This is a genomic window from Streptomyces sp. CA-251387 (assembly GCF_050936625.1).
Taxonomy (GTDB): Bacteria; Actinomycetota; Actinomycetes; order Streptomycetales; family Streptomycetaceae; genus Streptomyces.
This window is the reverse complement of the sequence record NZ_JBNJMJ010000001.1, coordinates 7,240,440-7,264,623: the sequence shown is the minus strand read 5'-3', so window position 1 is coordinate 7,264,623 and position 24,184 is coordinate 7,240,440. Positions and strand designations below refer to the sequence as shown.

Genomic DNA, 24,184 nt, shown 5'->3' with positions numbered 1-24,184 from the left:
ACCGGGCGACGCGAACTCGCACGCGAATCGGTCAAGCAGGCCTTCCCTTCCAGCTCGCTTCCCGCGCGGCGGGCAACCGGGAGGAGACCGGGGGACGCGTGAGTGCTGCGGCGCAGGGCCGGGCGACGCATGGGTGCTGCGGCACAGGACCGGGCGACGCGTAACTGCTGCGGCATAGTGGAGTCGCCGCGATGACCGGACCGCTCACATCAGGTCCGCCCCCACCGCCCGACGGACACCGCATACGCCAACCCCCGCTCCCTTCCTAGGCGCCGCCACCCCCACCGAGTGTGCCGGGGTTAACACCCCACCCCATAACACGATCACCGCCCTCCACTTCGCCCCCCTTTGCCCCTCTACGCCCCCACCTCCCCTCCCCCATACGCCCGTAACGACCCCCGTTGCAACCATTCGCCCCCGTACGGCAGTTGGCGTAGACCCCGGCGTACCCCGAAGTAATATGCCAACCCAACCCTCGAAGCGCACTAACGTGCGGTGCCGCAACAGGAGGCACCATGCGACCGCGACCCCCATCAACGGCCGAGGCATCTTCAGCGGCACCGGGCTCATCATCACGGGCCTGACGGCGACGCTGCTGGCGATGATCTTCCCGATCTGGTCGTACGCCGACCGGTCCGGGACGGGTCTGGACGTGCTCAACGCCGAGACCGTCTCGACCGAGTACGGGCCGCTGTCCGGTCTCGACCGCGAGTTCGTCACGAAGGTCCGGCTGGCCGGGCTGTGGGAGCTGCCCGCCGGTCAGCAGGCGCAGCAGAAGGGCACCACGCCGGCCGTACGCACCGCGGGCCGGCACCTCATCGAGGGGCACACGTTCCTGGACGAGCGGGTGCGCGACGTCGCCGCGAGGCTCAACCTGGAGCTGCCCAACGAGCCCTCCGAGCAGCAGCAGGAGTGGCTGGCGACCCTGGACTCGACCCAAGGCGTCGAGTACGACCGGCAGTTCGCCAACATCCTGCGGCTGGCGCACGGCAAGGTGTTCTCCGTCGTCGCCCAGGTACGGGCCAGTACGCGCAACTCCCTCGTCCGCGAACTCGCCGACGACGCCAACACCACCGTGCTGGACCACATCAAGGTGCTGGAGGCCACCGGGTACGTCGACTGGGACGCCCTCGCCAGGGACATGGTCGCCGGCAGCACTCCCCCGATCACCCCCTCGCCCGCCCCACCCGGCCCCACCACCGACCCGGACCCCGCCATCCCCATGACGCCGTCCCCGACGCCGACCCCGACCTATACCCTGCCGCCGGCCGCCACCAGCCGCCCACTCGAGGATCCCGGCAAATCCTGAAATACCCCCCAAGACCGCAACCATTAATTGAGGAACCCCTACGGCGAGCAACCAAGTCCGCGAGAGCAGCGGCGGTTTAGCCGCAAAATGGGAGCCATGTTCTGGGTGCTACTTCTGCTGCTGGCCTGGGCCGCCGCCGGCACGGCGTGCACGCGGCTGTGTCTGGCCGCCGTGCACGCCGCGGCCGTCGACACGAAAGCGGCGATGACCGGCCGAGGACACGATCTGACGCTGTACGAGGCGGCGTTCCTGTCCGGCGGCCCCCGGCGGGTCGCCGACCTGACCCTTGTCTCCATGGCCCGGCAACGGCGGCTGCTGCTCGCGCACACCGGCTGGGCGACGGTCGTCGATCCACGGGGGCGCGACGAGATGGAGCGCTCGGTGATAGGGGCCATCGGGCCGGAGGGCCAGTCCCGGATCGAGCCGGTGCGGGACGCCGCGGCCGCCGCCGACGCGGTGGGCAGCCTCGCCGACCGGCTGGTCAGCGCCGGCCTCGCCGTGCCCGACGAGGCGCGTAGTGGCGTCGCGGCCGCGATCCGGCAGGTGCGGCTGGCCGCGGCGGTGGTCCTGGCGCTGGGGGCGGTCGCCCTGCTGGCGCCCGCACAGTCGGACATGCCGGCCCATCTGGTCGCCCTCTGGTTCGCGCTCCCCTTCGTGCTCACCCTGAGCTGTCTCGCCATCGCCCGGGTCGAGATCCACCCGTACGCACAGTGGGCCTCCCCCGCCGGGCAGCGGCTGCTCCGCGCCCTGGTGCGGCGCTCGACGGGCGGGGACGACCGTACGTACCTCACCTCCGTCGCCGTACGAGGCGTGCGCGCGATCGGCGAGCCGGAGCTGCGCCAGGCCTTCGCACACCGCGGGCCGCACCATGAGGCGTCCCCCTGGCGGGACTGACGGTTCCGCGGCCGGTGACGCATCGGGGGCATTGACGCCGACACCGGCGGGACGGTGCTTGCCTTTGTCAACAGACAAACGAAATATCCCTTTTGTTGCTGCCGTGCACTGAAGGGACACGCGATGAGAGTTCCCGCCCTCTACCCGGTCGCCGGAGCGCTGCTCCTGACCACCCTCTCCACCGCCCCGGCCGGCAGCACCGGGGCCCCGGCCCCGGGCGCGGCCGAGGGGTACGGCGTGATGATGGCCGCCGCGCGCGCCAAGGCGGCCGGCATCACCTTCGCCGGCTGCCCCAAGGAGCTGGACCTGCCGGGCCACGTGAAGTGCGGCACGGTGTCCGTCCCGCTCGACTACGCGCATCCCGACGGCCGGCAGATCAAACTCACCGTCAGCCGGGTCCAGGCCACGCACAAGGACCCGCACAACAGCAAGCGCCGGGTGCCCCGCCAGGGCGCCCTGGTCTACAACCCGGGCGGGCCGGGCGCCTCCGGCCTGCACTTCCCGATGATCGGCGTCCTGCCCGCCTGGAAGCGGCTGGCGGGGGCGTACGACCTGGTCGGCTACGCCCCGCGCGGAGTGCGGCCGTCCGCACCGGTGTCCTGCCAGGACCCCAAGCAGCTCGCCAAGGGGCCCTCGGACGCGCCGACGCACCCCTCGGAGGCGTACAAGCGGGAGCGCATCGCCCGGGCCAAGGCCTACGCGCGCGGCTGCGCCGAGCGCACCGGCAGCGCGCTGCGGCACTACAACTCCCTCAACAACGCCCGAGACCTGGACGTCCTGCGCGCCGCGCTGGGCGAGCGGAAGCTGACGTTCATGGGGGCGTCGTACGGCACCTACTTCGGCGCGCTGTACGCGACCCTCTTCCCCTCGCACGTGCGGCGGATGGTGTTCGACTCGGCGGTGAACCCGGACCCGGCGCAGATCTGGTACCGCAGCAACCTCCTCCAGTCGGCCGCGTTCGAGGGGCGGTGGGCGGACTTCCGGGAGTGGGTCGCCAAGCACCACGCCGTCTACGGCCTCGGGGACACCGCCGACGAGGTGCTGCGCCACTACGACAAGGTGCGGGCGCGGCTGGCCGTCAAGCCGGCGGGCGGGAAGGTCGGGCCCGAGCAGTTGCAGGAGGCGTTCCTGCAGGCCGGGTACTACGACGACTACTGGCCCGCACGGGCGCAGGCGCTGTCGGCCTATCTGAAGGGCAACCCGAAGCCGCTGGTCGAGCTGGCCGCGCCGGTGACGGAGGCGGCGGCCGAGGAGGAGAACTCCAACGCGGTCTACACGGCCGTGGAGTGCAACGACGCGCCCTGGCCGACGGACTGGGCGGTCTGGGACCGGGACAACACACGGCTCGCGCGGGTGGCCCCGTTCGAGACCTGGGACAACGTGTGGATGAACCTGCCGTGCGCCTACTGGCAGGCGCCCCGGCAGGAGCCCCTCGACGTGCGGACCGGGCCGGGTGAGGTGCCGCCGCTGCTGATCCTGGCCGCCGAGCGGGATGCCGCCACGCCGTACGACGGGGCGCTGGAGATGCACCGGCGGCTGTCGGGCTCGGTGCTGGTCACCGAGCGGGACGCCGGCACGCACGGCATCGCCTACGGCCCGAACGCCTGCGTCAACGGCCACATCGACGCGTACCTGCTGGAGGGCCGCCTCCCCGCGCGGCGGGCGGCGTGCGCGGGGCACCCCGAGCCCAAGCCGAGCGCTCCGCAGAAGCGCCGTCATGAAGCGGCGGCCCGTCCGTAGTGGGTCGTGCCCACGCGGCGCACATGCACACAGCCCGCGCCCCGGAAGGGGCGCGGGCTGTGTCACGAACTTCGACGACCAGACCTAGGCGAGCCCGGCGACCAGCTCGGCCACGGACTTGCGACGCCCGGTGAAGAACGGCACCTCTTCGCGGACGTGCATCCGGGCCTCGGAAGCCCGCAGGTGGCGCATGAGGTCGACGATGCGGTAGAGCTCGTCGGCCTCGAAGGCCAGCAGCCACTCGTAGTCGCCCAGCGAGAACGAGGCGACCGTGTTGGCGCGCACGTCGGGGTAGCCGCGGGCCATCTTGCCGTGGTCGGCGAGCATGCGGCGGCGGTCCTCGTCGGGCAGCAGGTACCAGTCGTAGGAGCGCACGAAGGGGTAGACGCTGACGTAGTTGCGCGGCGTCTCGTCGGCGAGGAACGCCGGGATGTGCGAGCGGTTGAACTCGGCGGGGCGGTGCAGCGCCATGTTCGACCAGACCGGCGTGAGCGCACGGCCCAGCTTGGTGCGGCGGAAGAGGTTGTACGCCTCCTGCAGCTGGTCGCTGGTCTCGGCGTGCCACCAGATCATGAGATCGGCGTCGGCGCGCAGGCCGGACACGTCGTACGTGCCGCGGACCGTCACGTCCTTGGCGGCGAGCTGGTCGAACAGCTCCTGGACCTCGTCGGCGTAGCCCGCGCGGTCCTCGGGGAGCACGTCCTTCAGCTTGAAGACGGACCAGAGGGTGTAGCGGATGACCTCGTTGAGGTCCTTGGCCAGCTTGCCCTTGTTCGGGATCCTGCCGGACTCGGTGGTGGAGGCGTCGTCACTCATGTCCCCTATTCTCCCGCTCCTCCGTGCAGACTCTGCACCGGGTTGGCGGTGAGCTCCTCCACACCGCTCAGGTCTCCGCCCAGCTGGTCCACGGCGGCGTACGCGCTCGCGATGCACGCCGGGATGCCCACACCGTCGTACTGCGCGCCGCACACCGCGAGGCCCGGCAGCTTGGCGATGTGCTCGCGGATGCGGGCCACACGTGCGTGGTGGCCGACCGGGTACTGGGGCAGGCCGTCGGTCCAGCGGGTGACGCGGGTCTCCAGGGGGGTGGCGTCGAGGCCGGTCGCCGCCTCGAGGTCGCGGCGGGAGACGTCGACGAGGTGGGCGTCGTCGCGCTGAAGGATCTCCGTCTCGCCGTACCGCCCGACGGATGTACGCAGGACGACCACGTCCGGGTTCTCGTCGGCGATCCAGCCCCACTTCTCGGAGGCGAACGTCGACGCCTTGATGGTGCGTCCGTCGACCGGCGGCACGAGGAAGCCGCTGCCGGCGGGCAGGCCGGTGTCGGCGCGGCGGAAGGCGAGGGTGATCAGAGCCATGGAGGCGTACTCGATGCCGTCCAGGTCGGCGGCGGCTTCGGGGGCCTCGGCGCGCAGGAGGGCGGCCGCGGCCGGGGCGGGCAGAGCGACGATCACCGCGTCCGCGTGGAGCACGCGATCGCCGGCGACGACGCGCCATGCCGTGTGCGGCTGCGCCGCGGAGCCGTCCGCTTCGCCCGCGCGCGCGGGACGGCCCTCGCCGGCGACCGACCCGCCACCGCCGAAGGCACGCGGCCCGTCGACGCCGCTCGGCTCCGGCACCCCCACCCTGCGCAGCTCGGTCACCGGCGCCCCGGTCACGATCTCGCCGCCCCGCGCGCGCACCGACTCCGCGACGGCGAGCGGGAGTCGGCCGATCCCGCCCTCGATGCCCATGAACACCGGCCCGGTCTGCTGGTTGGCCGCCGCCCTGGCCTGGATCTCGCGGACGGCCTCGGTGATCGAGGCATGGGTCTGCGCGGCCTGGAAGAGCTGCGGGACCGCCGACCGCATCGAGATGCGGTACGCGTCGCCCGCATAGACGCCACCGAGGAGGGGCTCGACGAGCCGGTCGACGACCTCCCGGCCGAGGCGTGCCGCCACGTACTCCCCGACCGCCACGTCGTCCCCCACCTCCGTGCGGGGCAGGTCGGCGTCGCGCTCGATGCGGGCCAGGCCCTCGTCGGACAGGACGCCGGAGAGCGCGGACGCGGTGCCGGGGACGCCCATGACATGCCCCTTGGGCATGGGGCGCAGGGCGCCACGGGTCCAGATCGAGGCCGTCGCGGTGGCGGGCGGCTGGAGCCGGTCGGCGAGGCCCACCTCGCGCGCGAGGGCGACGGCCTCGGGGCGGCGCGCCAGCATCGACTCGGCGCCGAGGTCCACGCGCACGCCCGCGATCTCGCCGGGCAGCAGCTTGCCGCCGACCCGGTCCGAGGCCTCCAGGACGGTCACCTGCCGGCCGGCGTCCAGCAGCCGGTGGGCCGCGGCGAGCCCGGCGATTCCGCCTCCGATGACGACGACCCGGCCCGTACCCGTACGAGTCTCCACTTCGCGCATGTCCACAGCCTCTCAGACCCCACTGACAGTCCCGCCCCGCCCCGGTGTCCTTCACGAGTCCCGACCGTGACCGCATCGGGACCGTTCCCCGCCAACGTCCCGCCCCCTTCAGGCGTCGAAGAAGCGTCAGTCGTCACGACGACCCTCGGGGGTACGCCCACATGCGCGCACGACGCTCCACACGATCCGTACGACCGGTTCAGGCCCTGGCCGGTCTCCTGCTGGCCACGGCCCTCGCGCTCACCGGCTGCAGCGCCTCGGACGACTCCGGGGCGGGCGACAGCAAGGCCGCCGCGGGAGAGGCCGCTCAGCCGGAGTCCCAGGCGGACGCGAAGGAGGGCGCCCCGGGCTCCGGCTACGGCTCCGGCGCCGACAAGGCCACCGCGCCGCCCAAGGTCACCGCGAGCCGCATCATCCGTACGGCCTCGCTGACCGTGCAGGTCAAGGACGTACCCAAGGCCTTGGCCGAGACCCGCACCACCACCGAGAACGCGGGTGGCTACGTCGGCAACGAGACCACGACCCGGGACGAGGAGGGCCGCGAGCACACCCGTGTCGTCCTGCGCGTGCCCGTCGACCGGTACGCCGACGTCCTCGCGGAACTGGAGGGCGCGGGCAAGCTGATCGAGCGCAGCGCCAAGGCGCAGGACGTCACCGACCAGGTCGTCGACGTGGAGAGCCGCATCAAGTCGCAGCGCGCCAGCGTGGCCCGGATCCGTGAGCTGATGGACCAGGCGACGAAGCTGAGCGACGTGGTGACGCTGGAGGGCGAGCTGAGCAGCCGGCAGGCGGACCTGGAGGCGCTGCTCGCCCAGCAGGCGTCCCTGAAGGACCGCACCAGCCTGGCGACCATCACCCTGTCCCTGTCCGAGACGCCGGTGAAGAAGGCCGCGAAGGACGCCGACCCCGGCTTCCTGGACGCGCTCGCGGGCGGCTGGAACGCGTTCGTGACGATGCTGCGCTGGCTCGCGGTGGCGTTCGGCGCCGTGCTGCCCTTCGCCGCCGTGGCGGCGCTGATCGTCCTGCTGTGGCTGAAGGTCCTGCGGCCCCGGCTGCCGCGCCGCCCGGCCACGGCGCCCACGACGACGGCCCTGGGCCCGCTGCCGACGGCCTACCCGGCACCGGGGCCCACGCGCGCGGGCGACGAGCGCGGCGGCGAACAGGGCGGCGAGCGGGACTGAAATGCCCGGCGCCCGTAGCGTGTTCGCATGAGCATGAGCGATGCGCGGGGTGTTGCGAGGGGTGTGCCGGGTGAGCGAGAGCGGCTGGTCGTGATCGGCGGCGACGCCGCGGGGATGTCCGCGGCGTCGCAGGCACGGCGGTTGAAGAGCGCCGGGGAACTGGAGATCGTGGCCTTCGAGCGCGGCCACTTCACGTCCTTCTCGGCCTGCGGCATCCCGTACTGGGTGGGCGGCGAGGTCCCCGACCGCGACCAGCTGATCGCGCGTACGCCTGAGGAGCACCGCGCGCGCGACATCGACCTGCGCGTGCGGACGGAGGTCACGGAGATCGACGTGGCCGGCGGCCGGGTACGCGCGCGTGACGTCGATTCCGGCGCCGAGTCCTGGACGTCGTACGACAAACTCGTGATCGCGACCGGTGCCCGCCCGATCCGCCCCGACATGCCGGGCGCCGACGCCCCCGGCGTCCACGGGGTGCAGACCCTCGACGACGGCCAGGCCCTCATCGACACGCTGACACGCACGCGTGGCCGCCGCGCGGTGGTGGTCGGCGCCGGCTACATCGGCGTCGAGATGGCCGAGGCCCTCATCAACCGCGGCTACGAGGTGACCGTCGTCAACCGCGGTAGCGAGCCCATGTCCACGCTCGACCCGGACATGGGCCGCCTGGTGCACCAGGCCATGGAGGGCCTCGGCATCACCATGGTCAACGACGCCGAGGTCACCAAGATCCTCACCGGCGAGGACGGCCGGGTCCGGGCGGTGGCCACGGAGGACGCCGAGTACCCCGCGGACGTGGTCGTCCTGGGCATCGGCGTCCGCCCGGAAACCAGGCTCGCCCGGGCGGCCGGCCTCCCCCTCGGCGATCACGGCGGCCTGCTGACCGACCTGGCCATGCGCGTGCGCGGCCACGAGAACATCTGGGCGGGCGGCGACTGCGTGGAGGTCCTCGACCTGGTATCCGGCCAGGAACGCCACATCGCCCTCGGCACCCACGCCAACAAACACGGCCAGGTCATCGGCACGAACGCCGCCGGCGGCTACGCCACGTTCCCCGGCGTGGTCGGCACGGCCGTCAGCAAGGTCTGCGACCTGGAGATCGCCCGCACGGGCCTGCGCGAGAAGGACGCACGCAGGGCGGGCCTGCAGTACGTCACGGCGATGATCGAGTCCACAAGCCGCGCGGGTTACTACCCGAACTCCTCCCTCATGACGGTCAAGATGCTCGCCGAGCGCCGCACCGGGCGGCTCCTGGGCGTCCAGATCGTGGGCAGGGAGGGCGCGGGGAAGCGGGTGGACATCGCGGCGGTGGCACTGACCGCAGGGATGACGGTGGAGCAGATGGTGTCCCTGGACCTGGGATACGCGCCTCCGTTCTCACCGGTATGGGATCCGGTCCTGGTAGCGGCCCGTAAGGCATCGAAGGCGGTACAACAGCCCACCTAGGGGCGCGGGGCTGTGTCGATATGCGGCTCCGCCGCTTGGGCGCGACCAGCCACAACGAGCCCGCAGCCGCCGAACCACCCGCACCCCTACGGCGATCGGGGCTAAGCGGTCCCGGCCGTCCCGTTGATCCGCTCAATGGCCTGCCGAGCCTGCTCAGCCGGCGGCCGGGAAGGCAACGACGACACGGACGCGCTCACACTCGGCGGCATCGCGGCCGCAGCAGGCTGCTCCCCCGCCGGCTTCGCATGCGCAGCAGACGGCCGAACGGACCGCAACCGGTGGCTGACGGCCTCGTCCAACGTCACCGGCCGCTGCATCTGCGAAGCAAGCCGCCCGGCCTCCTGGCCGAGCCGGGCGACGTCTTCCCATGGAAGCCGCACCACCAGGGAGATCTCCGCCTCACCGTCGGGCAGAGCATGGATCGGAGGAGTAACTCGGTCGTTCATCGCCTGTCCCTCACGTCGGTTTCCGAGACATACGCACGCGGCGACGGCCACGTTCACCGATTCGCCGGACGGATCCCGGGCAGATACCTCTCGTGGTCATCCCTGTCCATGACGTGAACCCGGTCCGCCGCACCCCCTGGGTGACCTACGCGCTGATCGCCGCGAACGTCTTCGTCTTCCTGTCCACGCCCGGCATAGCCGGCTCCGTGGCCGGTGAGAGCAGCCTGGCCCAGCTGTGCCATCTGCACGCGTTCCTGGACCACTACGCGGCCGTGCCACGGGAGTTGATCCACGATCAGTTGCCGAGGGTGGTCCCCACGGGCGACGTCGCGCTCGGCCCGCAGGGCCCCGGCTGTGCGATCGGCCCGCCGGACTACGACAAGTCCCCGGTGCTGTCCGTCTTCACCGCGATGTTCCTGCACGGCAGCTGGCTGCACCTGCTCGGCAACATGCTGTTCCTGCTGATCTTCGGCAACAACATCGAGGACCGCATGGGCCATGTGCGGTACGTGCTCTTCTACGTCGTCTGCGGCTACGCGGCGTCGTACGGCTTCGCGCTCCTCAACGACGACTCGGCCGACCCGCTGATCGGCGCGTCCGGGGCGATCGCGGGCGTCCTCGGCGCTTATCTCGTGCTGTATCCGAGGGCCCGCGTCTGGGTCCTCGTCCCGTTCCTGATCTTCCTGCCGCTGCGGCTGCCGGCCTGGCTGGTCCTCGGCTTCTGGTTCGGGCTGCAGGCGGTGTACTCGTCCGGCGAGGGCGTCTCCGCCGCGGGCACCGTGGCGTACGCGGCGCACATCGTCGGCTTCCTGGCCGGCATGGCGCTCGCCTGGCCGCTCAAGCCGGGCACACCTCCACCGCCGGAGCCACGCGGCCTGCTGTTCGGCAGGCGCGCCCGGCCCCGGCACACATGGTGAGCGCCGCCTAGCGGGCGGTCCGCGTGTGGACGTACTCCACGAGCCGGGTCAGCGCGTCCGGGTCGGTGGACGGCATGACGCCGTGGCCGAGGTTGAAGACGTGGCCCTCCAGGCCCGCCGCGGCGTCGAGGACCTCGCGGGTCTTGGCCTCGATCGCCTCCGGCGTGGAGAACAGGACGGTCGGGTCGAGATTGCCCTGGAGTGCCTTGCCGGGGCCGACCCGGCGGGCGGCCTCGTCGAGCGGGACGCGCCAGTCGACGCCGACGACGTCCGCGCCGGCCTCGCCCATGAGCTTCAGCAGCTCACCGGTACCGACGCCGAAGTGGATGCGCGGGACGCCGTACCCGGCGACGGCGTCGAAGACCTTCGCGGAGGCGGGCATCACCGAGCGCCGGTAGTCGGCGGGCGCGAGGGAGCCGACCCAGGAGTCGAAGAGCTGGATCGCGGAGGCGCCGGCCTCGATCTGCACCTTGAGGAAGGCGGCCGTGATGTCCGCGAGGCGGTCGAGCAGGTCGGCCCACAGCTCGGGGTCGCCGTACATCATCGCCTTGGCGTTCTCGTACGTGCGGGACGGGCCGCCCTCGACGAGGTAGCTCGCGAGGGTGAAAGGCGCGCCGGCGAAACCGATGAGCGGGGTCGAGCCGAGCTCGCGGGTGAGCAGGCCGATGGCCTCGGTGACGTAGGAGACGTCATCGGGGGTCAGGTGGCGCAGCCGGTCCAGGTCGGCGCGGGTGCGGATGGGCTGCTCGACGACCGGGCCGACGCCCGGCTTGATGTCGAGGTCGATGCCGATGGCCTTGAGCGGGACGACGATGTCGCTGAAGAAGATCGCCGCGTCCACGTCGTGCCGGCGCACGGGCTGCAGGGTGATCTCGGTGACCAGCTCGGGCCGCATGCAGGACTCGAGCATCGGGATGCCCTCGCGCACCTTGCGGTACTCCGGCAGGGAGCGCCCGGCCTGCCGCATGAACCACACCGGCGTGTGCGGCACGGGTTCGCGCCTGCACGCCTTGAGGAAGGCGGAGTCGTAGGCGGCGGTCGGCGGCGCGGGCTGCTGGGTCGCAGGGCTCTCGTTGGCACTCACGGGGCAAGTCTCGCACGACGCCGGTCGGCGAAAATCAGTGACGGCCACCCCGACACCGGGCACGGGGTGTCTAGCCCAGCACGAAGCCCCGGTTCCCCTTAACCTTCCGGCATGGCTGCGGCTCAGGGAAGACTGTCGGACGGTACTGGCGGCATGGATGAAGCGAAGGACACCGGGGAGGCGGACCGGCATTCGCGCAGTACGGCTCCCCCGGCCTTCCGCGCCGCGGTCGAGGCCCTGCGCAACAGCCGCCTGCGGCCGCAGATCGAGGTCGAGCAGACCAAGGCGCCCCAGCGCCTCGCCCCGTACGCGTACGCGCTGGAGGCCGCTGTCGTCGAAGGCGACCAGGACCTGGCCGACGGCCGCCTCGTGCTGCTGCACGACCCGGAGGGGCACGACGCCTGGCGGGGTACCTTCCGGCTGGTGACGCTGGTGCGCGCGGAGCTGGAGCCGGAGATGGCCGCCGATCCGCTGCTGCCCGACGTGTGCTGGTCCTGGCTGACCGGTGCGCTCCAGGCGCGCGGACTGTCGTACGGCGAACCGAGCGGCACCGTCACGCGCGCGAGCTCGCACTACTTCGGCGGCCTGGCCGAGCGCCCGGCGGCCTCGCAGATCGAGATCCGCGCCTCGTGGACGCCCCGTGAGGGCCTGGGCGGCGTTCCGGACACCGCGGCCCACCTGGCGTCCTGGTGCGACCTGCTGGCCCAGGTCGCGGGCCTGCCCCCGGCGGGCCCGGGCGACGCGTCGGTGGTGACGCTGCCGCAGCGCCGTGATCCGCAGTCCCGCTGACCGGCCGGCTGGTTGACTGGCTTGCCGGCCGATCGCCATCGACTTGACCGTCACTTTGTCGATACGGCCACTTTCGGTCAGGAACAGCCGTCGATCGAACCGATTTGCTCACTGAACGATCGACCGTGTGTCCGAATTGCCCCGATTGTTACTCACTAAATCGTGATCTTTCCCTAAAGGGCCACGGGTTTGGTGCCGAAGACGACTGTGACCTTGAAAGCCGTCCCCGCCACCCAGGAGGCCTGGTGTCCGTTCTCCTCGAGCAGCCCGCAAGCCTGGTCGCCTACCGCCCGAACAAGCCGACCGCCATGGTGGTCGTGGCCGATCCCCGCGTCCGCTCCACCGTCACCCGCCACCTATGGGCGCTCGGTGTGCGCGATGTCATCGAGGCCTCGTCCATCGCGGAGGCCCGCCCCCGCATCGGCAATCCCCGCGACATCTGTGTCGCCGACGTCCACCTGCCCGACGGCTCCGGCCTCACCCTCCTGTCGGAGACCCGCGCCGCGGGCTGGCCCAACGGCCTCGCCCTCTCCGCCGCCGACGACATCGGCGCCGTACGCAACGCCCTCGCCGGCGGTGTGAAGGGCTACGTCGTCACCGGCACCCGCACCAACGTCGGGCTCCCCACCCGGCCTGGTGCCGCTCCCATCGGCGCTGCCGCCGCCCGTATGCACCGTCGCCACCCGGGTGCTCCGAGCCACCCGGGCGGCTACCGCGAGCTCTCCGGTCGTGAGGTCGAGGTGCTGCGGCTGGTGGCGGAGGGCCAGTCGAACAAGGCGATCGGCGTCTCGATGGGCCTGTCCGCGCTGACCGTCAAGAGCCACCTCGCCCGCATCGCCCGCAAGCTGGGCACCGGCGACCGCGCCGGCATGGTCGCCGTAGCCCTGCGGACCGGCATCATCCACTGACACCCCTTCGAAGCCCCCTGAGCCGCTCATTGAACCCTTGATCATTCACTGACGTGAACGGGATCGGCCGCTGATCCCCGCCCGTCCCTCACCTGTCGTGGACCGGATCCCCCCTTGGCCGACTGGTTTACGACCCCAGGCGCCCGTCGACGGAACGTTCCGTCGGCGGGCGCTGTCCATACACGTGAAGATCACTCGCGGGCAGGAGCGGGAGGACGTGAAGATCAGTCAGGCGGGCCGTCCGGGCTGATAGACATGCGCACCGACGAGTGTCACCTTTCGGCCCTCGTGATCCTCTCGCCCCGAACGGAGCCCGTCATGCCCAAGTCCTCCGCAGCCTTGGCCTCCTGGAGCGTCGCCGCCGCGGCCGCCGCCGCGCTGCTGGTGGGCTGCTCCTCGGAGGCCAAGCTGTCCAAGGACGAGGTGGCGAACTCGGTGGCCGAGAAGCTCGCCGCGCAGACGGGTCAGCCGAAGCCGGACGTCACCTGCCCCGAGGACCTCGCAGGCAAGGTCGGCACCTCGCTGCGTTGCAGGCTCACCGCGACCGACGGCACCGGCTTCGGTGTGACCGTCAAGGTCAACTCCGTCGAAGGCAGCACGATCCGCTACGACATCAAGGTCGACGAGACCCCCTCCTGAGCCGGACCCGGCCGCGCCCGTTGGACCGGCGGTCCTGTTCCTGCTGGCGTGTGGTGGCGTCGTGGCTCTCGTCGTGTGGGACCACCGGGGCAAAGCCCGCAAGAAGCGTAGGTCCGAAGAGGCGTACGCGCGGCTGCGGTCGTTCGCCGAGAGCCGCGGGTGGACCTACGAGGAGGGGGTGGCGAGCCTCGTCGACGCGTACCAGGGGGCCGAGCCGCTCCCGGTCAAGGCCAGCGGCGTCACCGGGGACAACGTCGTCAGCGGCACCTACCGCGGATTCGGCTTCCGCGCGTTCGAGTACCGCTATTACAACAGCGACATCGACACGGAGACGACGCAGGTCATCGTCCACTCCGTCTGGGCCCTGAACCTGGGCGTGGAGGTTCCGGATCTGCGGGTCTACCGCGACGGCTGGTTCGACACTCTCATGCGGGGACGGGCCATGACGGTGGGAATCCGGGGCATCATGTCGCCCGCCCGACCTCCGCAGGCGCCGTAGCACAGCCGCTTCCACCCGCCGCCCTCCTGAGGCGCACGAATCGGTCGCACTATGAAGCTTCCCGGCAGGGATCATGGTGATGTCCAGGGCCGATGTCGTTGCGTCCGCGCCTTGAGAGATCCTTTCGAGGTTTCCCAACATCACGGTCACCGGCCGCGTCCTCGAGGGCTCGTCGAGCCTGCACAGCCTCGCCGAGGAGTCGGTGCGGCGGCTGCGCGAGAACGTCGGCGCCGTCGACATCGTCAAGCGCACCGAGGTGGGCACCTCGCCGGCGCCGGGCCTCATCGACGCCCCTGGGATCGTGCAGAACCTGCGCATCCGGGCCACCGTCAACGGGCAGCCGATGGAGCTCGCGCAGAGCCAGTTCGTCCTGGTGCTGGAGAACGAGCAGCGGCGCGGTGAACGCGCCGAGATCGAGATCGCGCTGACGGCGAGGACGAGCCAGCTCCAGGACGTCCTCGAGGACTACCAGTCCTTCATCTCCAGCCTGCGCCCGGCCACCCCCACCCGGGAGGGCTAGCGAAGCACGGCTGAGGACACCCGTCTCGCTCCCGGCGGTCCCGGCCGGTGCGAAAAGCAAGGTCATCGGCGGGCCTCACGCGTTGCAGGGGCACATCGAGGGCGCCCGTGGCCGAGATGCACCGGTAAGCCATGAGAAACGACGAGACGTGTTTCCGCAGGTCAGCGCCAATGTGTCCGGAAGGCGCAGGTCAGGCGTTCGCTCGTACAGATACCCTTGACATGTGACCGACGCCCAAGAGACCGCAGCAGACACTTCACTGCGAACCACCGGAGGCGCCCCTCCGGACGACGGCGGATCTTCTGTTACGGAGGCGCCGATCCCTTTGCTGGAGCCCCGCGAGGGCATTCCACCCGTGATCGCCGACGAGGCCACCCTCGCCGAGGTGATCACCGCCTTCACCGCGGGCTCGGGCCCCGTCGCCGTCGATGCCGAACGCGCGTCCGGATACCGTTACGGCCAGCGTGCCTATCTGGTGCAGCTGCGCCGCGCGGGTGCGGGCTCCGCCCTGATCGACCCCGTGGCCTGCCCCGACCTGTCAGCACTCGGCGAGGCGCTGTCCGGCGTGGAGTGGGTGCTGCACGCGGCCACCCAGGATCTGCCCTGCCTCCGCGAGATAGGTATGGTGCCGACCCGGCTGTTCGACACGGAGCTGGCCGGGCGGCTCGCCGGGTTCCCCAGAGTCGGCCTCGGCGCGATGGTCGAGAGCGTGCTCGGGTTCGTCCTGGAGAAGGGGCACTCCGCCGTCGACTGGTCGACCCGTCCGCTGCCCGAGCCGTGGCTGCGGTATGCGGCGCTGGACGTCGAGCTCCTCGTCGATCTGCGCGATGCGCTGGAGAAGGAGCTGGACCGGCAGGGGAAGCTGGAGTGGGCGCAGCAGGAGTTCGCCGCGATTGCGGCTGCGCCGCCGGCTGAACCGCGTAAGGATCCCTGGCGGCGGACGTCGGGGATGCACAAGGTGCGGCGGCGTCGGCAGCTCGCCGTGGTGCGGGAGCTGTGGCAGACGCGCGATCGTATTGCTCAGAAGCGGGATGTGTCGCCGGGGAAGGTGCTGAGTGACGCGGCCATTGTGGAGGCCGCGCTCGCCCTGCCCGGGAACGTGCACGCCCTCGCCGCGCTGAATGGTTTCGGGCATCGGATGGGGCGACGGCAGCTGGAGCAGTGGCAGGCCGCGGTGGATCGTGCGAAGGCTTTGACCGAGTCGCAGTTGCCGGCGCCCGGGCAGCCGGTGACGGGGCCTCCGCCGCCGCGGGCGTGGGCCGACAAGGACCCGGCTGCGGCGGCTCGGCTCTCTGCGGCCCGGGCCGCGGTTTCTGCGCTGGCCGAGCAGCTCAACCTGCCTCAGGAGAACCTGATCACTCCGGATACGGTGCGGCGGGTTTGCTGGGAGCCGCCGAAGGTGGTGAGCGCCGAGTCGGTTGCGGAGACGCTGGCTGGCTACGGTGCTCGGGCTTGGCAGGTCGAGCAGGTCACGCCGGTTTTGGTTGCTGCGTTGTCCGCCTAGCCGCCGTAGGAGGTTCTCTCGTACGGCGGCCAAAGGCCGTATGTGGTTGCTCGCGCAGTTCCCCGCGCCCCTTTGGGGCGCGCTTACCTGGTCGCCCCCTTCATGAAACCGTTGTAGATGAACCGCTGCAGCAGCAGGAAGACGATCAAGGTCGGCAGGATCACCAGCACCGCTCCTGCCGAGATCGTTTCCCAGTGGGCGCCGAAGGGGCCCTTGAAGCGGAACAACGACGTCGAGATCACGCCAAGGTCTTCCGAAGGCAGGTAGAGGAACGGGATGTAGAAGTCGTTGTAGGTCGTGATGCCCTTGACGATCACCACTGTTGCGATCGCCGGTCTCAGCAGGGGAAAGATGATCTTGCGGTAGATCGTGAAGGCGTTGGCGCCGTCCAGACGGGCCGCCTCGTCCAGTGAGGTCGGGATGGAGCGGACGAACTGCAGGAAGATGTAGATCGAGACGATGTCCGTGCCCATGTAGAGGGCGATCGGTGCCCAGAGGCTGTCGAACATGCCGAAGCTGTTGACGATCTGGAAGGTCGCCACCTGGGTCGTGACGCCGGGGACCCAGGGCCGCGACCAGGAAGAGCGCCACGACCAGCTTCCTGAAGCGGAAGGTGAAGCGGTCGATGGCGTACGCGGTCATCGAGCCGATGAGGACCGTGCCAACGATGGCGAAGAGCAAGATGATCGCATTGTTGGCGAAGGCCGAGAGCATCCGGCCGTCCTGGAACGCCGTCGCGTAGTTGCCGAAGTTCAGCAGGTCGTCGGGGAGGGACAGCGCCCCGCTGTCGCTCGCCATCTCCTTCTCGGACTTCAGGGACGTCAGGACGACCGCTGCCAGCGGGAGCAGGACCACCACGGTCGCGGCGGTCAGCGACAGGTACACCAGGGTGCGGGCCACTGCGCGGCGGGTCATGCGAGGTCCACCTTGTCGTCGGGGACGAGGCGCCGCTGTACCCAGGTCACAGCCAGGACGATGAGCAGCAGGACGACCGCGGCCGCCGAGGCGAGCCCCGTCTTGTTGAACTGGAAGGCCAGCTTCACGGTCTGGATCACGAAGGTCTCGGTGCCGGTCGCCCCGCCCGATGGACCCTGCGGCACGAGGGAGCGGCGCTGCCGGCCACCGTGCCCGGCTGTGTGCACACCGATCTGCTGGCGGCGGGGGTGATCCCGGATCCCTTTCTCGGGCGGAACGAGGCCGAGGTGGCGTGGGTGGGGCGGCGAGACTGGACGTACGAGACCGACCTGGACGCCGGATCCGCCCATGAGCAGACCGACCTGGTCTTCGACGGGCTCGATACCGTCGCCGAGATCCTGCTCGACGGTCAACTCCTGGGCCGAGTACGGAACATGCACCGCTCGTACCGCTTCGATGCGACCGGCCTCAGCGGGCGGCTCTCGGTGCGTTTCGCCTCCGCGTATGCCGAGGCCGAAGCCGTGCGCGGCAAGCTGGGCGAGCGGCCGGCCGCCTATGCCGAGCCCTACCAGTACGTCCGCAAGATGGCCTGCTCCTTCGGCTGGGACTGGGGGCCGACCCTGGTGACGGCCGGGATCTGGCGGCCGGTGCGGCTCGAGCACTGGTCGACGGCCCGGATCGCGCGCGTGCGGCCGCTGGTGACCGTCGAACAGGGCACCGGACACGTCGAGTTGGTGGTCGACATCGAGCGGACGCGGGTCGAGGCACCGCTCACCGTCGAGGCGACGGTGAGCGGGGTGCGGGCGCGGGCGGAGATCGACGGGACGGGTGGGGTCGTACGGCTGGAGGTGCCGGACGCGCGGCTGTGGTGGCCGCGCGGGTCCGGCGAACAACCCCTGTACGAGGTCGAGTTGACGCTGCTGCACGGCGAGGACGCGCTGGACGTGTGGCGTCGGCGGATCGGCTTCCGGACCGTCGAGCTGGACCGCCGGGCCGACGCGCAGGGCACCGGGTTCACCTTCGTCGTCAACGGCGAGCGGCTCTTCGCGCGGGGCGTCAACTGGATCCCGGACGACGCGTTCCCGTCCCGGGTGACCCGTGAGCGGTACCGGGAGCGGCTGCGGCAGGCGGCCGACGCGGGCGTGGATCTCGTACGGATCTGGGGTGGCGGGATCTACGAGAGCGAGGACTTCTACGACGCCTGCGACGAGCTGGGGCTGCTGGTCTGGCAGGACTTCCCGTTCGCGTGCGCGGCCTACCCCGAGGAGCAGCCGCTGCGCGGGGAGGTGGAGGCCGAGGCGCGGGAGAACGTCGTACGGCTGATGCCGCATCCCTCTCTCGTGCTGTGGAACGGCAACAATGAGAACCTGTGGGGGGTCAGGGACTGGGGCTGGGAGCCGCGGCTGGCCGTGGACTCCTGGGGCGAGGGGTACTACCTGGGAGTACTGCCGCGGGTCGTGGCCGAACTGGATCCGACGCGGCCGTACACGGCGGGGAGCCCCTGGTCCGGGTCGTGGGAGCGGCATCCGAACGATCCGGCGCACGGCACGCACCACTCCTGGGAGGTGTGGAACCGCGAGGACTACGCCGAGTACCGCGCCGATGTCCCGCGGTTCGTGGCCGAGTTCGGCTGGCAGGCGCCGCCCGCGTACGCCACGCTGCGGCGTGCGCTGCCGGGTGAGGAGCTCGCGGCGGACTCCCCCGGCATCCTGCACCACCAGAAGGCGGACGACGGGAACGGGAAGCTGAGGCGCGGGCTGGAGCGGCATTTCGCCTTCCCCGAGGGGGACTTCGACCGCTGGCACTATCTGACGCAGGTCAATCAGGCGCGGGCCGTCGCGGCCGGGATCGAGCACTGGCGGTCGAACTGGCCGGTGTGCGCGGGCACGGTCGTGTGGCAGCTCAGCGACTGCTGGCCGGTGACGTCGTGGGCGGCGATCGACGGGGACGGGTGGGAGAAGCCGCTCTACCACGAGCTGCGGCGGTTGTATGCGGACCGGTTGCCGACCCTCCGAGTACGGGAGCGAGGGCTGGAGTTGGCCGCCGTCAATCAGGCGGCGGAGGCCTGGTCGGCGGTGGTGCGGCTGCGGCTGATGTCGGTCGAGGGGGTGGTGGTGGGCGAGGCGCGGGTGGGGTTCGGTGCCGATCGGCGGGCCGTGGCCGTGATCGCCGTACCCAAGGAGCTGGAGCCTGCCGGGCCGAAGGAGTTCCTCGTGGCGGACGCGGACGGTCTGCGGGCCCTGCACTTCCCCGCACCGGATCGGGAAGTCCCGTATCCGCGGCCGGAGTTCGATGTCGCGCTCGTGCCGGGGGGCGTCCAGGTGACGGCCCGCACCCTCGTACGGGATCTGCTGTTCCAGGCCGACCGGGGGCTCGTCACGCTGCTGCCCGGCGAAGAGGTGACCATCGGTGTGCGCGGCTGGGAGACTCCTGACGCAGCCACCGCCAGGTCCGCCCCTGTACTGCATGGAGCCCTCCCGATGACGACCTCTCGCGTCACCATCAAGGACGTCGCCGCCCGCGCGGGCGTGTCCAAGGGTGCCGTGTCGCTCGCCTTCAACCACAAGCCGGGCCTGTCCGAGGCGACCCGGGACCGGATCTTCCGGGCCGCGCGGGAGCTGGGCTGGGCGCCGAACCTCACGGCGCGGACGCTGGCCGGGTCGCGGGTGGACGTGGTGGGGCTGGCGATCTGCCGGCCGGCCCGGCTGCTGGGCCTGGAGCCCTTCTACATGGAGTTCGTCTCGGGCGTGGAGAGCGTCCTGGCCGAGCACTCCTGCTCACTGCTGCTGCGGCTGGTGCGGAGCGTGGAGGAGGAGGTCGGGTTGCAGGAGTCGTGGTGGCGGGGGCGGCAGATCGGCGGGTCGATCCTGGTCGACTTCCGCGCGGACGACCCTCGGGTGCCGGCGGTCGACCGGCTGGGGATGCCGGTGGTCGCGGTCGGGCACCCCTCGCTGACCGGCGGGCTGACGTCGGTGTGGACCGATGACGCCACCGCCGTGACAGAGGCCGTGCGGTATCTGGCCGCGCTGGGGCACCGGCGGATCGCCCGGGTGGGCGGTGCGGCGGGCTTCGGCCATACAGCCATTCGTACGGCTGCCTTCGACGAGGCGGCGGGGGCCCTGGCGCTGGCCGGGGCGTGGCAGGTCGCGACCGACTTCTCGGGAGAGGCGGGGGCCAGGGCGACACGGCGATCGTCTACGACAACGACATCATGGCGGTGGCGGGGTTGTCGGTGGCGGCCGAGACGGGGCTGCGGGTGCCGACGGACGTGTCGTTGCTGGCCTGGGACGACTCGCAGTTGTGCCGGCTGACGCATCCGACACTGTCGGCGATGAGCCATGACGTGCACGGGTTCGGGGCCGAGGTGGCTCGGACGCTGTTCGGGGTGATCACGGGAGATGGAGCCGGGTCGCATCCGGTGCCCACTCCGGTACTGACCCCTCGGGGGTCCACAGCGCCCCCTCGGTGAGGTTCTTCGTGTGTGACCTTCGCCGCTCCCCCCTCCAGGACTGGGCAGCTACGTTACTCATAAGTAGCATGGGCCTGAGCGCGCGCTCAGCGCATCGCAGCAGTGCCATCCCGCACCCTGGAGGAGAGCCATCGTGCCTCGTACCGTCAGGGACGTCGTCTTCGTCGACGGCGTCCGCACCCCGTTCGGCAAGGCGGGCCCGAAGGGCATCTACCACGAGACCCGTGCCGACGACCTCGTCGTGAAGGCGATCCGGGAGCTGCTGCGCCGCAACCCCGGTCTCGACCCGAAGAAGATCGACGAGGTCGCCATCGCCGCGACCACGCAGATCGGTGACCAGGGCCTGACCCTCGGCCGTACGGCCGGCATCCTCGCCGGTCTGCCGCAGTCGGTGCCCGGCTACTCCATCGACCGTATGTGCGCCGGCGCCCTGACCGCCGTGACGTCCGTCGCCGGTTCGATCGCCTTCGGCGCCTACGACGCCGTCATCGCCGGTGGTGTCGAGCACATGGGCCGCCACCCGATGGGCGAGGGCGTGGACCCGAACCCGCGGTTCGTCAGCGAGAAGCTGGTCGACGAGTCCGCCCTGTTCATGGGCATGACCGCGGAGAACCTGCACGACCGCTACCCGCACATCACCAAGCTGCGCGCCGACGAGTACGCCGTGCGCTCGCAGGAGAAGGCCGCCAAGGCGTACGCCAACGGCAAGATCCAGCAGGACCTGGTGCCGATCTCCGTGCGCCGCACGAACCCCGAGGCCGGTGAGACGGGCTGGGGCCTGGTCACCGCCGACGAGCCGATGCGCCCGGGCACGACCCTGGAGAACCTCCAGGGCCTGAAGACGCCGTTCCGTGTCCACGGCCGGGTCACCGCCGGTAACGCGGCCGGTCTGAATGACGGCGCCACCGCCTCGATCATCGCGTCCGAGGACTTCGCCCGCGAGAACAACCTCCCGGTGAAGATGCGCCTGGTCTCCTACGCCTTCGCGGGCGTCGAGCCGGAGGTCATGGGCTACGGCCCGATCCCGGCCACGGAGAAGGCCCTCGCCAAGGCGGGCCTGTCCATCGAGGACATCAACCTCTTCGAGATCAACGAGGCCTTCGCCGTCCAGGTCCTGGCCTTCCTCGACCACTACGGCATCGCGGACGACGACGAGCGCGTCAACCAGTACGGCGGCGCGATCGCCTTCGGCCACCCGCTGGCCTCCTCCGGCGTCCGTCTGATGACGCAGCTGGCCCGCCAGTTCGAGGAGCAGCCGAACGTCCGCTACGGCCTGACCACCATGTGCGTGGGCTTCGGCATGGGCGCGACGGTCATCTGGGAGAACCCGCACTTCGACGGAGGCAACAAGTGAGCACCACCGCTGAGCTCCTGAAGGGCGCGGCCGAGCTGTTCCCGGACGAGGTCGTGACCCAGGCGCACGTACGCCACCTCGACCTGCCGTTCGGCGCCGGGCGCTTCGCCCTGATCACGCTGGACAACGGCTTCGACCACACCAAGCCGACCACCTTCGGCCCGCAGTCGCTGGCGAACCTCGACACCGCCATCGACCAGGTCGAGGCGGAGGCCGCGGCCGGCGACATCGTCGGCGTCGGCATCACCGGCAAGCCGTTCATCTTCGCGGTCGGCGCCGACCTCAAGGGCGTCGAGCTCCTCAAGGAGCACAAGGACGCGCTGGCCATCGGCAAGGGCGGCCACGAGGTCTTCAAGCGCCTGTCGGCCCTCGCGGTCCCGACCTTCGCGTACTACAACGGCGCCGCGATGGGCGGTGGCGTCGAGGTCGGTCTGCACTGCAAGTACCGGACCGTGTCGAAGGCGCTGCCCGCCTTCTCGCTCCCCGAGGTGTTCCTGGGCCTGGTCCCGGGCTGGGGCGGCTGCACGATCCTGCCGAACCTGATCGGTGCGGACAAGGCAGTCCAGGTCATCATCGAGAACAGCCTCAACCAGAACAAGCAGCTCAAGGGCCAGCAGGTCTTCGACCTGGGCATCGCCGACGCCATCTTCGAGGGCGCGGACTTCCTGGAGCAGTCCCTCATCTGGACGGCGCAGGTCCTCAAGGGCGACATCGAGGTCGAGCGTCCGGTGATCGACCGCGGTGAGGCCTGGGACCAGGCCGTCGCCAAGGGCCGCTTCATCGCGGACGGCAAGGTGCACGGGGCCGCTCCGGCCGCCTACCGCGCCCTCGACATCATCGCCGCCGCCAAGAACGGCGACCTCCAGCAGGGTTACGACGCCGAGGACAAGGCGCTCGCCGACCTGATCATGGGTGGCGAACTGCGTGCCGGCATCTACGCCTTCAACCTGGTGCAGAAGCGCGGCAAGCGTCCGGCGGGCGCCCCGGACAAGAACCTGGCCCGCCCGGTCACCAAGGTGGGCGTCGTCGGCGCCGGCCTGATGGCCTCGCAGCTGGCTCTGCTCTTCCTGCGCCGCCTGGAGGTGCCGGTCGTGCTGACCGACATCGACCAGGAGCGCGTCGACAAGGGTGTGGGCTACGTCCACGCCGAGATCGACAAGCTGCTCGGCAAGGGCCGTATCAACCAGGACAAGGCCAACCGCCTGAAGGCGCTGGTCACCGGTGTCCTGGACAAGGCCGAGGGCTTCTCCGACGCGGACTTCGTCATCGAGGCCGTGTTCGAGGAGATCGGCGTCAAGCAGCAGGTGTTCGCGGAGGTCGAGGCGGTCGCCCCGGCGCACGCGATCTTCGCGACGAACACCTCCTCCCTCTCCGTCACGGAGATGGCGTCGAAGCTGAAGAACCCCGAGCGGGTCGTCGGCTTCCACTTCTTCAACCCGGTCGCGGTGCTGCCGCTGCTGGAGATCGTCCGCGGCGAGAAGACGGACGACGCCTCGCTGGCCACGGCCTTCGCCGTCGCCAAGAAGCTGAAGAAGACGGCGGTTCTGGTGAAGGACGCCCCGGCGTTCGTCGTGAACCGCATCCTCACCCGCTTCATGGGCGAGATCCAGAACGTCATCGACGAGGGCACGCCGGTCGAGGTCGCGGAGAAGGCGGTGGAGCCCCTGGGCCTGCCGATGTCCCCGCTGGTCCTGCTGGAGCTGGTCGGCCCGGCGATCGGCCTGCACGTCTCCGAGACGCTGAACCGGGCCTTCCCGGACCGCTTCAAGGTCTCCCCGAACCTCGCGGCCGTCGTCAAGGCGGGCAAGCGCGGCTTCTACGTCTACGACTCCGGCAAGCCGGAGCTGGACCCCGAGGTCGCCGCGCTCCTCAAGCAGGGCGATGTCGTCCTGACCGAGGAGCAGGTCCGCGCCCGCGTCCTGGACGCGGTGGCCCAGGAGATCGGCCTGATGCTGGAGGAGGGCGTCGTCGCCGAGGCCCAGGACATCGACCTCTGCCTGATCACGGGCGCCGGCTGGCCCTTCCACCTGGGCGGCATCACGCCGTACCTGGACCGCGAGGGTGTCTCCGAGCGCGTGAACGGCAAGAAGTTCCTGGCCCCGGGCGTGGCGAGCGTCCCGGCGTAAGCGCTCCGCTGTGAACGCCGGTGCCCCGCACGCCGACTGGTGTGCGGG

The 24,184-nt window shown here is 70.9% G+C and carries 18 protein-coding genes and 4 pseudogenes; 16 read left to right on the top strand and 6 right to left on the bottom strand.

All coding sequences use genetic code 11. The features are described from left to right. Positions 1-460: 460 nt before the first annotated feature. The 3 genes from ACQEV2_RS32490 to ACQEV2_RS32480 all read left to right on the top strand — a co-directional run bounded on the left by ACQEV2_RS32490 (position 461) and on the right by ACQEV2_RS32480 (position 3,943). Positions 461-1,309, top strand: a complete 849-nt coding sequence (locus ACQEV2_RS32490) for a DUF4142 domain-containing protein (protein WP_433049458.1) — start codon at positions 461-463, stop codon at positions 1,307-1,309. Between the two features lie 96 nt (positions 1,310-1,405). After that, entirely contained in the window at positions 1,406-2,203 is a 798-nt protein-coding gene (locus tag ACQEV2_RS32485) for a TIGR04222 domain-containing membrane protein (RefSeq protein WP_433049455.1), read from the top strand. A gap of 123 nt (positions 2,204-2,326) precedes the next feature. Beyond that, positions 2,327-3,943: an alpha/beta hydrolase gene (locus ACQEV2_RS32480; RefSeq protein WP_433049452.1), complete on the top strand. Its 1,617-nt coding sequence runs from the start codon at positions 2,327-2,329 to the stop codon at positions 3,941-3,943. An 84-nt stretch (positions 3,944-4,027) separates the two neighbouring features. Here ACQEV2_RS32480 and hemQ read toward each other — a convergent pair whose 3' ends face one another. Further along, positions 4,028-4,759, bottom strand: coding sequence for a hydrogen peroxide-dependent heme synthase (gene hemQ / locus ACQEV2_RS32475; protein ID WP_433049449.1), 732 nt, complete (start codon positions 4,757-4,759; stop codon positions 4,028-4,030). A gap of 5 nt (positions 4,760-4,764) precedes the next feature. Continuing rightward, a complete protein-coding gene (gene hemG / locus ACQEV2_RS32470) occupies positions 4,765-6,339 on the bottom strand; it encodes a protoporphyrinogen oxidase (protein ID WP_433049446.1) in 1,575 nt (524 codons plus the stop codon). Positions 6,340-6,500: 161 nt separating this feature from the next. On the opposite strand from hemG, the gene ACQEV2_RS32465 reads away from it, so the two are divergent. After that, positions 6,501-7,520 carry a DUF4349 domain-containing protein gene (locus ACQEV2_RS32465; protein WP_433049443.1) on the top strand — a complete coding sequence of 340 codons (1,020 nt, stop codon included), beginning with the start codon at positions 6,501-6,503 and terminating at the stop codon, positions 7,518-7,520. A 27-nt stretch (positions 7,521-7,547) separates the two neighbouring features. Continuing rightward, positions 7,548-8,966: an FAD-dependent oxidoreductase gene (locus ACQEV2_RS32460; protein ID WP_433049440.1), complete on the top strand. Its 1,419-nt coding sequence runs from the start codon at positions 7,548-7,550 to the stop codon at positions 8,964-8,966. Positions 8,967-9,067: 101 nt separating this feature from the next. Here the strand turns inward: ACQEV2_RS32460 and ACQEV2_RS32455 are convergent, their stop codons facing one another. Continuing rightward, positions 9,068-9,412, bottom strand: a complete 345-nt coding sequence (locus ACQEV2_RS32455) for a hypothetical protein (RefSeq protein WP_433049437.1) — start codon at positions 9,410-9,412, stop codon at positions 9,068-9,070. Between the two features lie 92 nt (positions 9,413-9,504). Between ACQEV2_RS32455 and ACQEV2_RS32450 the strand changes: the two genes are divergently transcribed. Continuing rightward, positions 9,505-10,329 (top strand): rhomboid family intramembrane serine protease, encoded by an 825-nt coding sequence (locus tag ACQEV2_RS32450; protein WP_433049434.1) that lies wholly within the window; start codon positions 9,505-9,507, stop codon positions 10,327-10,329. A 7-nt stretch (positions 10,330-10,336) separates the two neighbouring features. On the opposite strand, the gene hemE is transcribed toward ACQEV2_RS32450, so the two are convergent. Continuing rightward, positions 10,337-11,413: a uroporphyrinogen decarboxylase gene (gene hemE, locus ACQEV2_RS32445; RefSeq protein ID WP_433049431.1), complete on the bottom strand. Its 1,077-nt coding sequence runs from the start codon at positions 11,411-11,413 to the stop codon at positions 10,337-10,339. 111 nt (positions 11,414-11,524) lie between these two features. Between hemE and ACQEV2_RS32440 the strand changes: the two genes are divergently transcribed. The 6 genes from ACQEV2_RS32440 (at position 11,525) to ACQEV2_RS32415 (ending at position 16,272) form a co-directional block, all read left to right on the top strand. Next, positions 11,525-12,202: a DUF3000 domain-containing protein gene (locus ACQEV2_RS32440; RefSeq protein WP_433049428.1), complete on the top strand. Its 678-nt coding sequence runs from the start codon at positions 11,525-11,527 to the stop codon at positions 12,200-12,202. Positions 12,203-12,447: 245 nt separating this feature from the next. Continuing rightward, entirely contained in the window at positions 12,448-13,110 is a 663-nt protein-coding gene (locus ACQEV2_RS32435) for a response regulator transcription factor (protein WP_003997051.1), read from the top strand. Positions 13,111-13,428: 318 nt separating this feature from the next. Beyond that, positions 13,429-13,749, top strand: coding sequence for a DUF4333 domain-containing protein (locus ACQEV2_RS32430; protein WP_433049424.1), 321 nt, complete (start codon positions 13,429-13,431; stop codon positions 13,747-13,749). Between the two features lie 61 nt (positions 13,750-13,810). Continuing rightward, the gene (locus tag ACQEV2_RS32425; RefSeq protein ID WP_433049422.1) at positions 13,811-14,248 is read left to right on the top strand and encodes a hypothetical protein; all 438 of its coding nucleotides are present in this window, start codon (positions 13,811-13,813) and stop codon (positions 14,246-14,248) included. Positions 14,249-14,450: 202 nt separating this feature from the next. Next, positions 14,451-14,768, top strand: coding sequence for a hypothetical protein (locus ACQEV2_RS32420; RefSeq protein WP_433049419.1), 318 nt, complete (start codon positions 14,451-14,453; stop codon positions 14,766-14,768). Positions 14,769-14,991: 223 nt separating this feature from the next. After that, positions 14,992-16,272, top strand: coding sequence for an HRDC domain-containing protein (locus tag ACQEV2_RS32415; RefSeq protein WP_433049416.1), 1,281 nt, complete (start codon positions 14,992-14,994; stop codon positions 16,270-16,272). An 83-nt stretch (positions 16,273-16,355) separates the two neighbouring features. Here ACQEV2_RS32415 and ACQEV2_RS32410 read toward each other — a convergent pair. Together ACQEV2_RS32410 and ACQEV2_RS32405 are read right to left on the bottom strand one after the other, a co-directional pair. After that, a pseudogene (locus ACQEV2_RS32410) lies at positions 16,356-17,187 on the bottom strand (carbohydrate ABC transporter permease). Continuing rightward, positions 17,184-17,360 (bottom strand): annotated as a pseudogene (locus ACQEV2_RS32405) (sugar ABC transporter permease); the annotation flags it as partial. The pseudogenes ACQEV2_RS32405 and ACQEV2_RS32410, both read right to left, overlap by 4 nt. Between ACQEV2_RS32405 and ACQEV2_RS32400 the strand changes: the two are divergent. The 4 genes and pseudogenes from ACQEV2_RS32400 (at position 17,319) to ACQEV2_RS32385 (ending at position 24,136) form a co-directional block, all read left to right on the top strand. Beyond that, a pseudogene (locus ACQEV2_RS32400) lies at positions 17,319-19,671 on the top strand (glycoside hydrolase family 2 protein). The pseudogenes ACQEV2_RS32405 and ACQEV2_RS32400 overlap by 42 nt on opposite strands. Next, positions 19,668-20,656: pseudogene (locus tag ACQEV2_RS32395) on the top strand (LacI family DNA-binding transcriptional regulator). Before ACQEV2_RS32400 ends, ACQEV2_RS32395 begins: the two co-directional pseudogenes overlap by 4 nt. Before the next feature lie 133 nt (positions 20,657-20,789). Further along, a complete protein-coding gene (locus ACQEV2_RS32390) occupies positions 20,790-22,010 on the top strand; it encodes a thiolase family protein (protein ID WP_433049413.1) in 1,221 nt (406 codons plus the stop codon). After that, positions 22,007-24,136 carry a 3-hydroxyacyl-CoA dehydrogenase NAD-binding domain-containing protein gene (locus tag ACQEV2_RS32385; protein ID WP_433049410.1) on the top strand — a complete coding sequence of 710 codons (2,130 nt, stop codon included), beginning with the start codon at positions 22,007-22,009 and terminating at the stop codon, positions 24,134-24,136. Before ACQEV2_RS32390 ends, ACQEV2_RS32385 begins: the two co-directional genes overlap by 4 nt. The last annotated feature ends 48 nt before the right edge of the window (positions 24,137-24,184 follow it).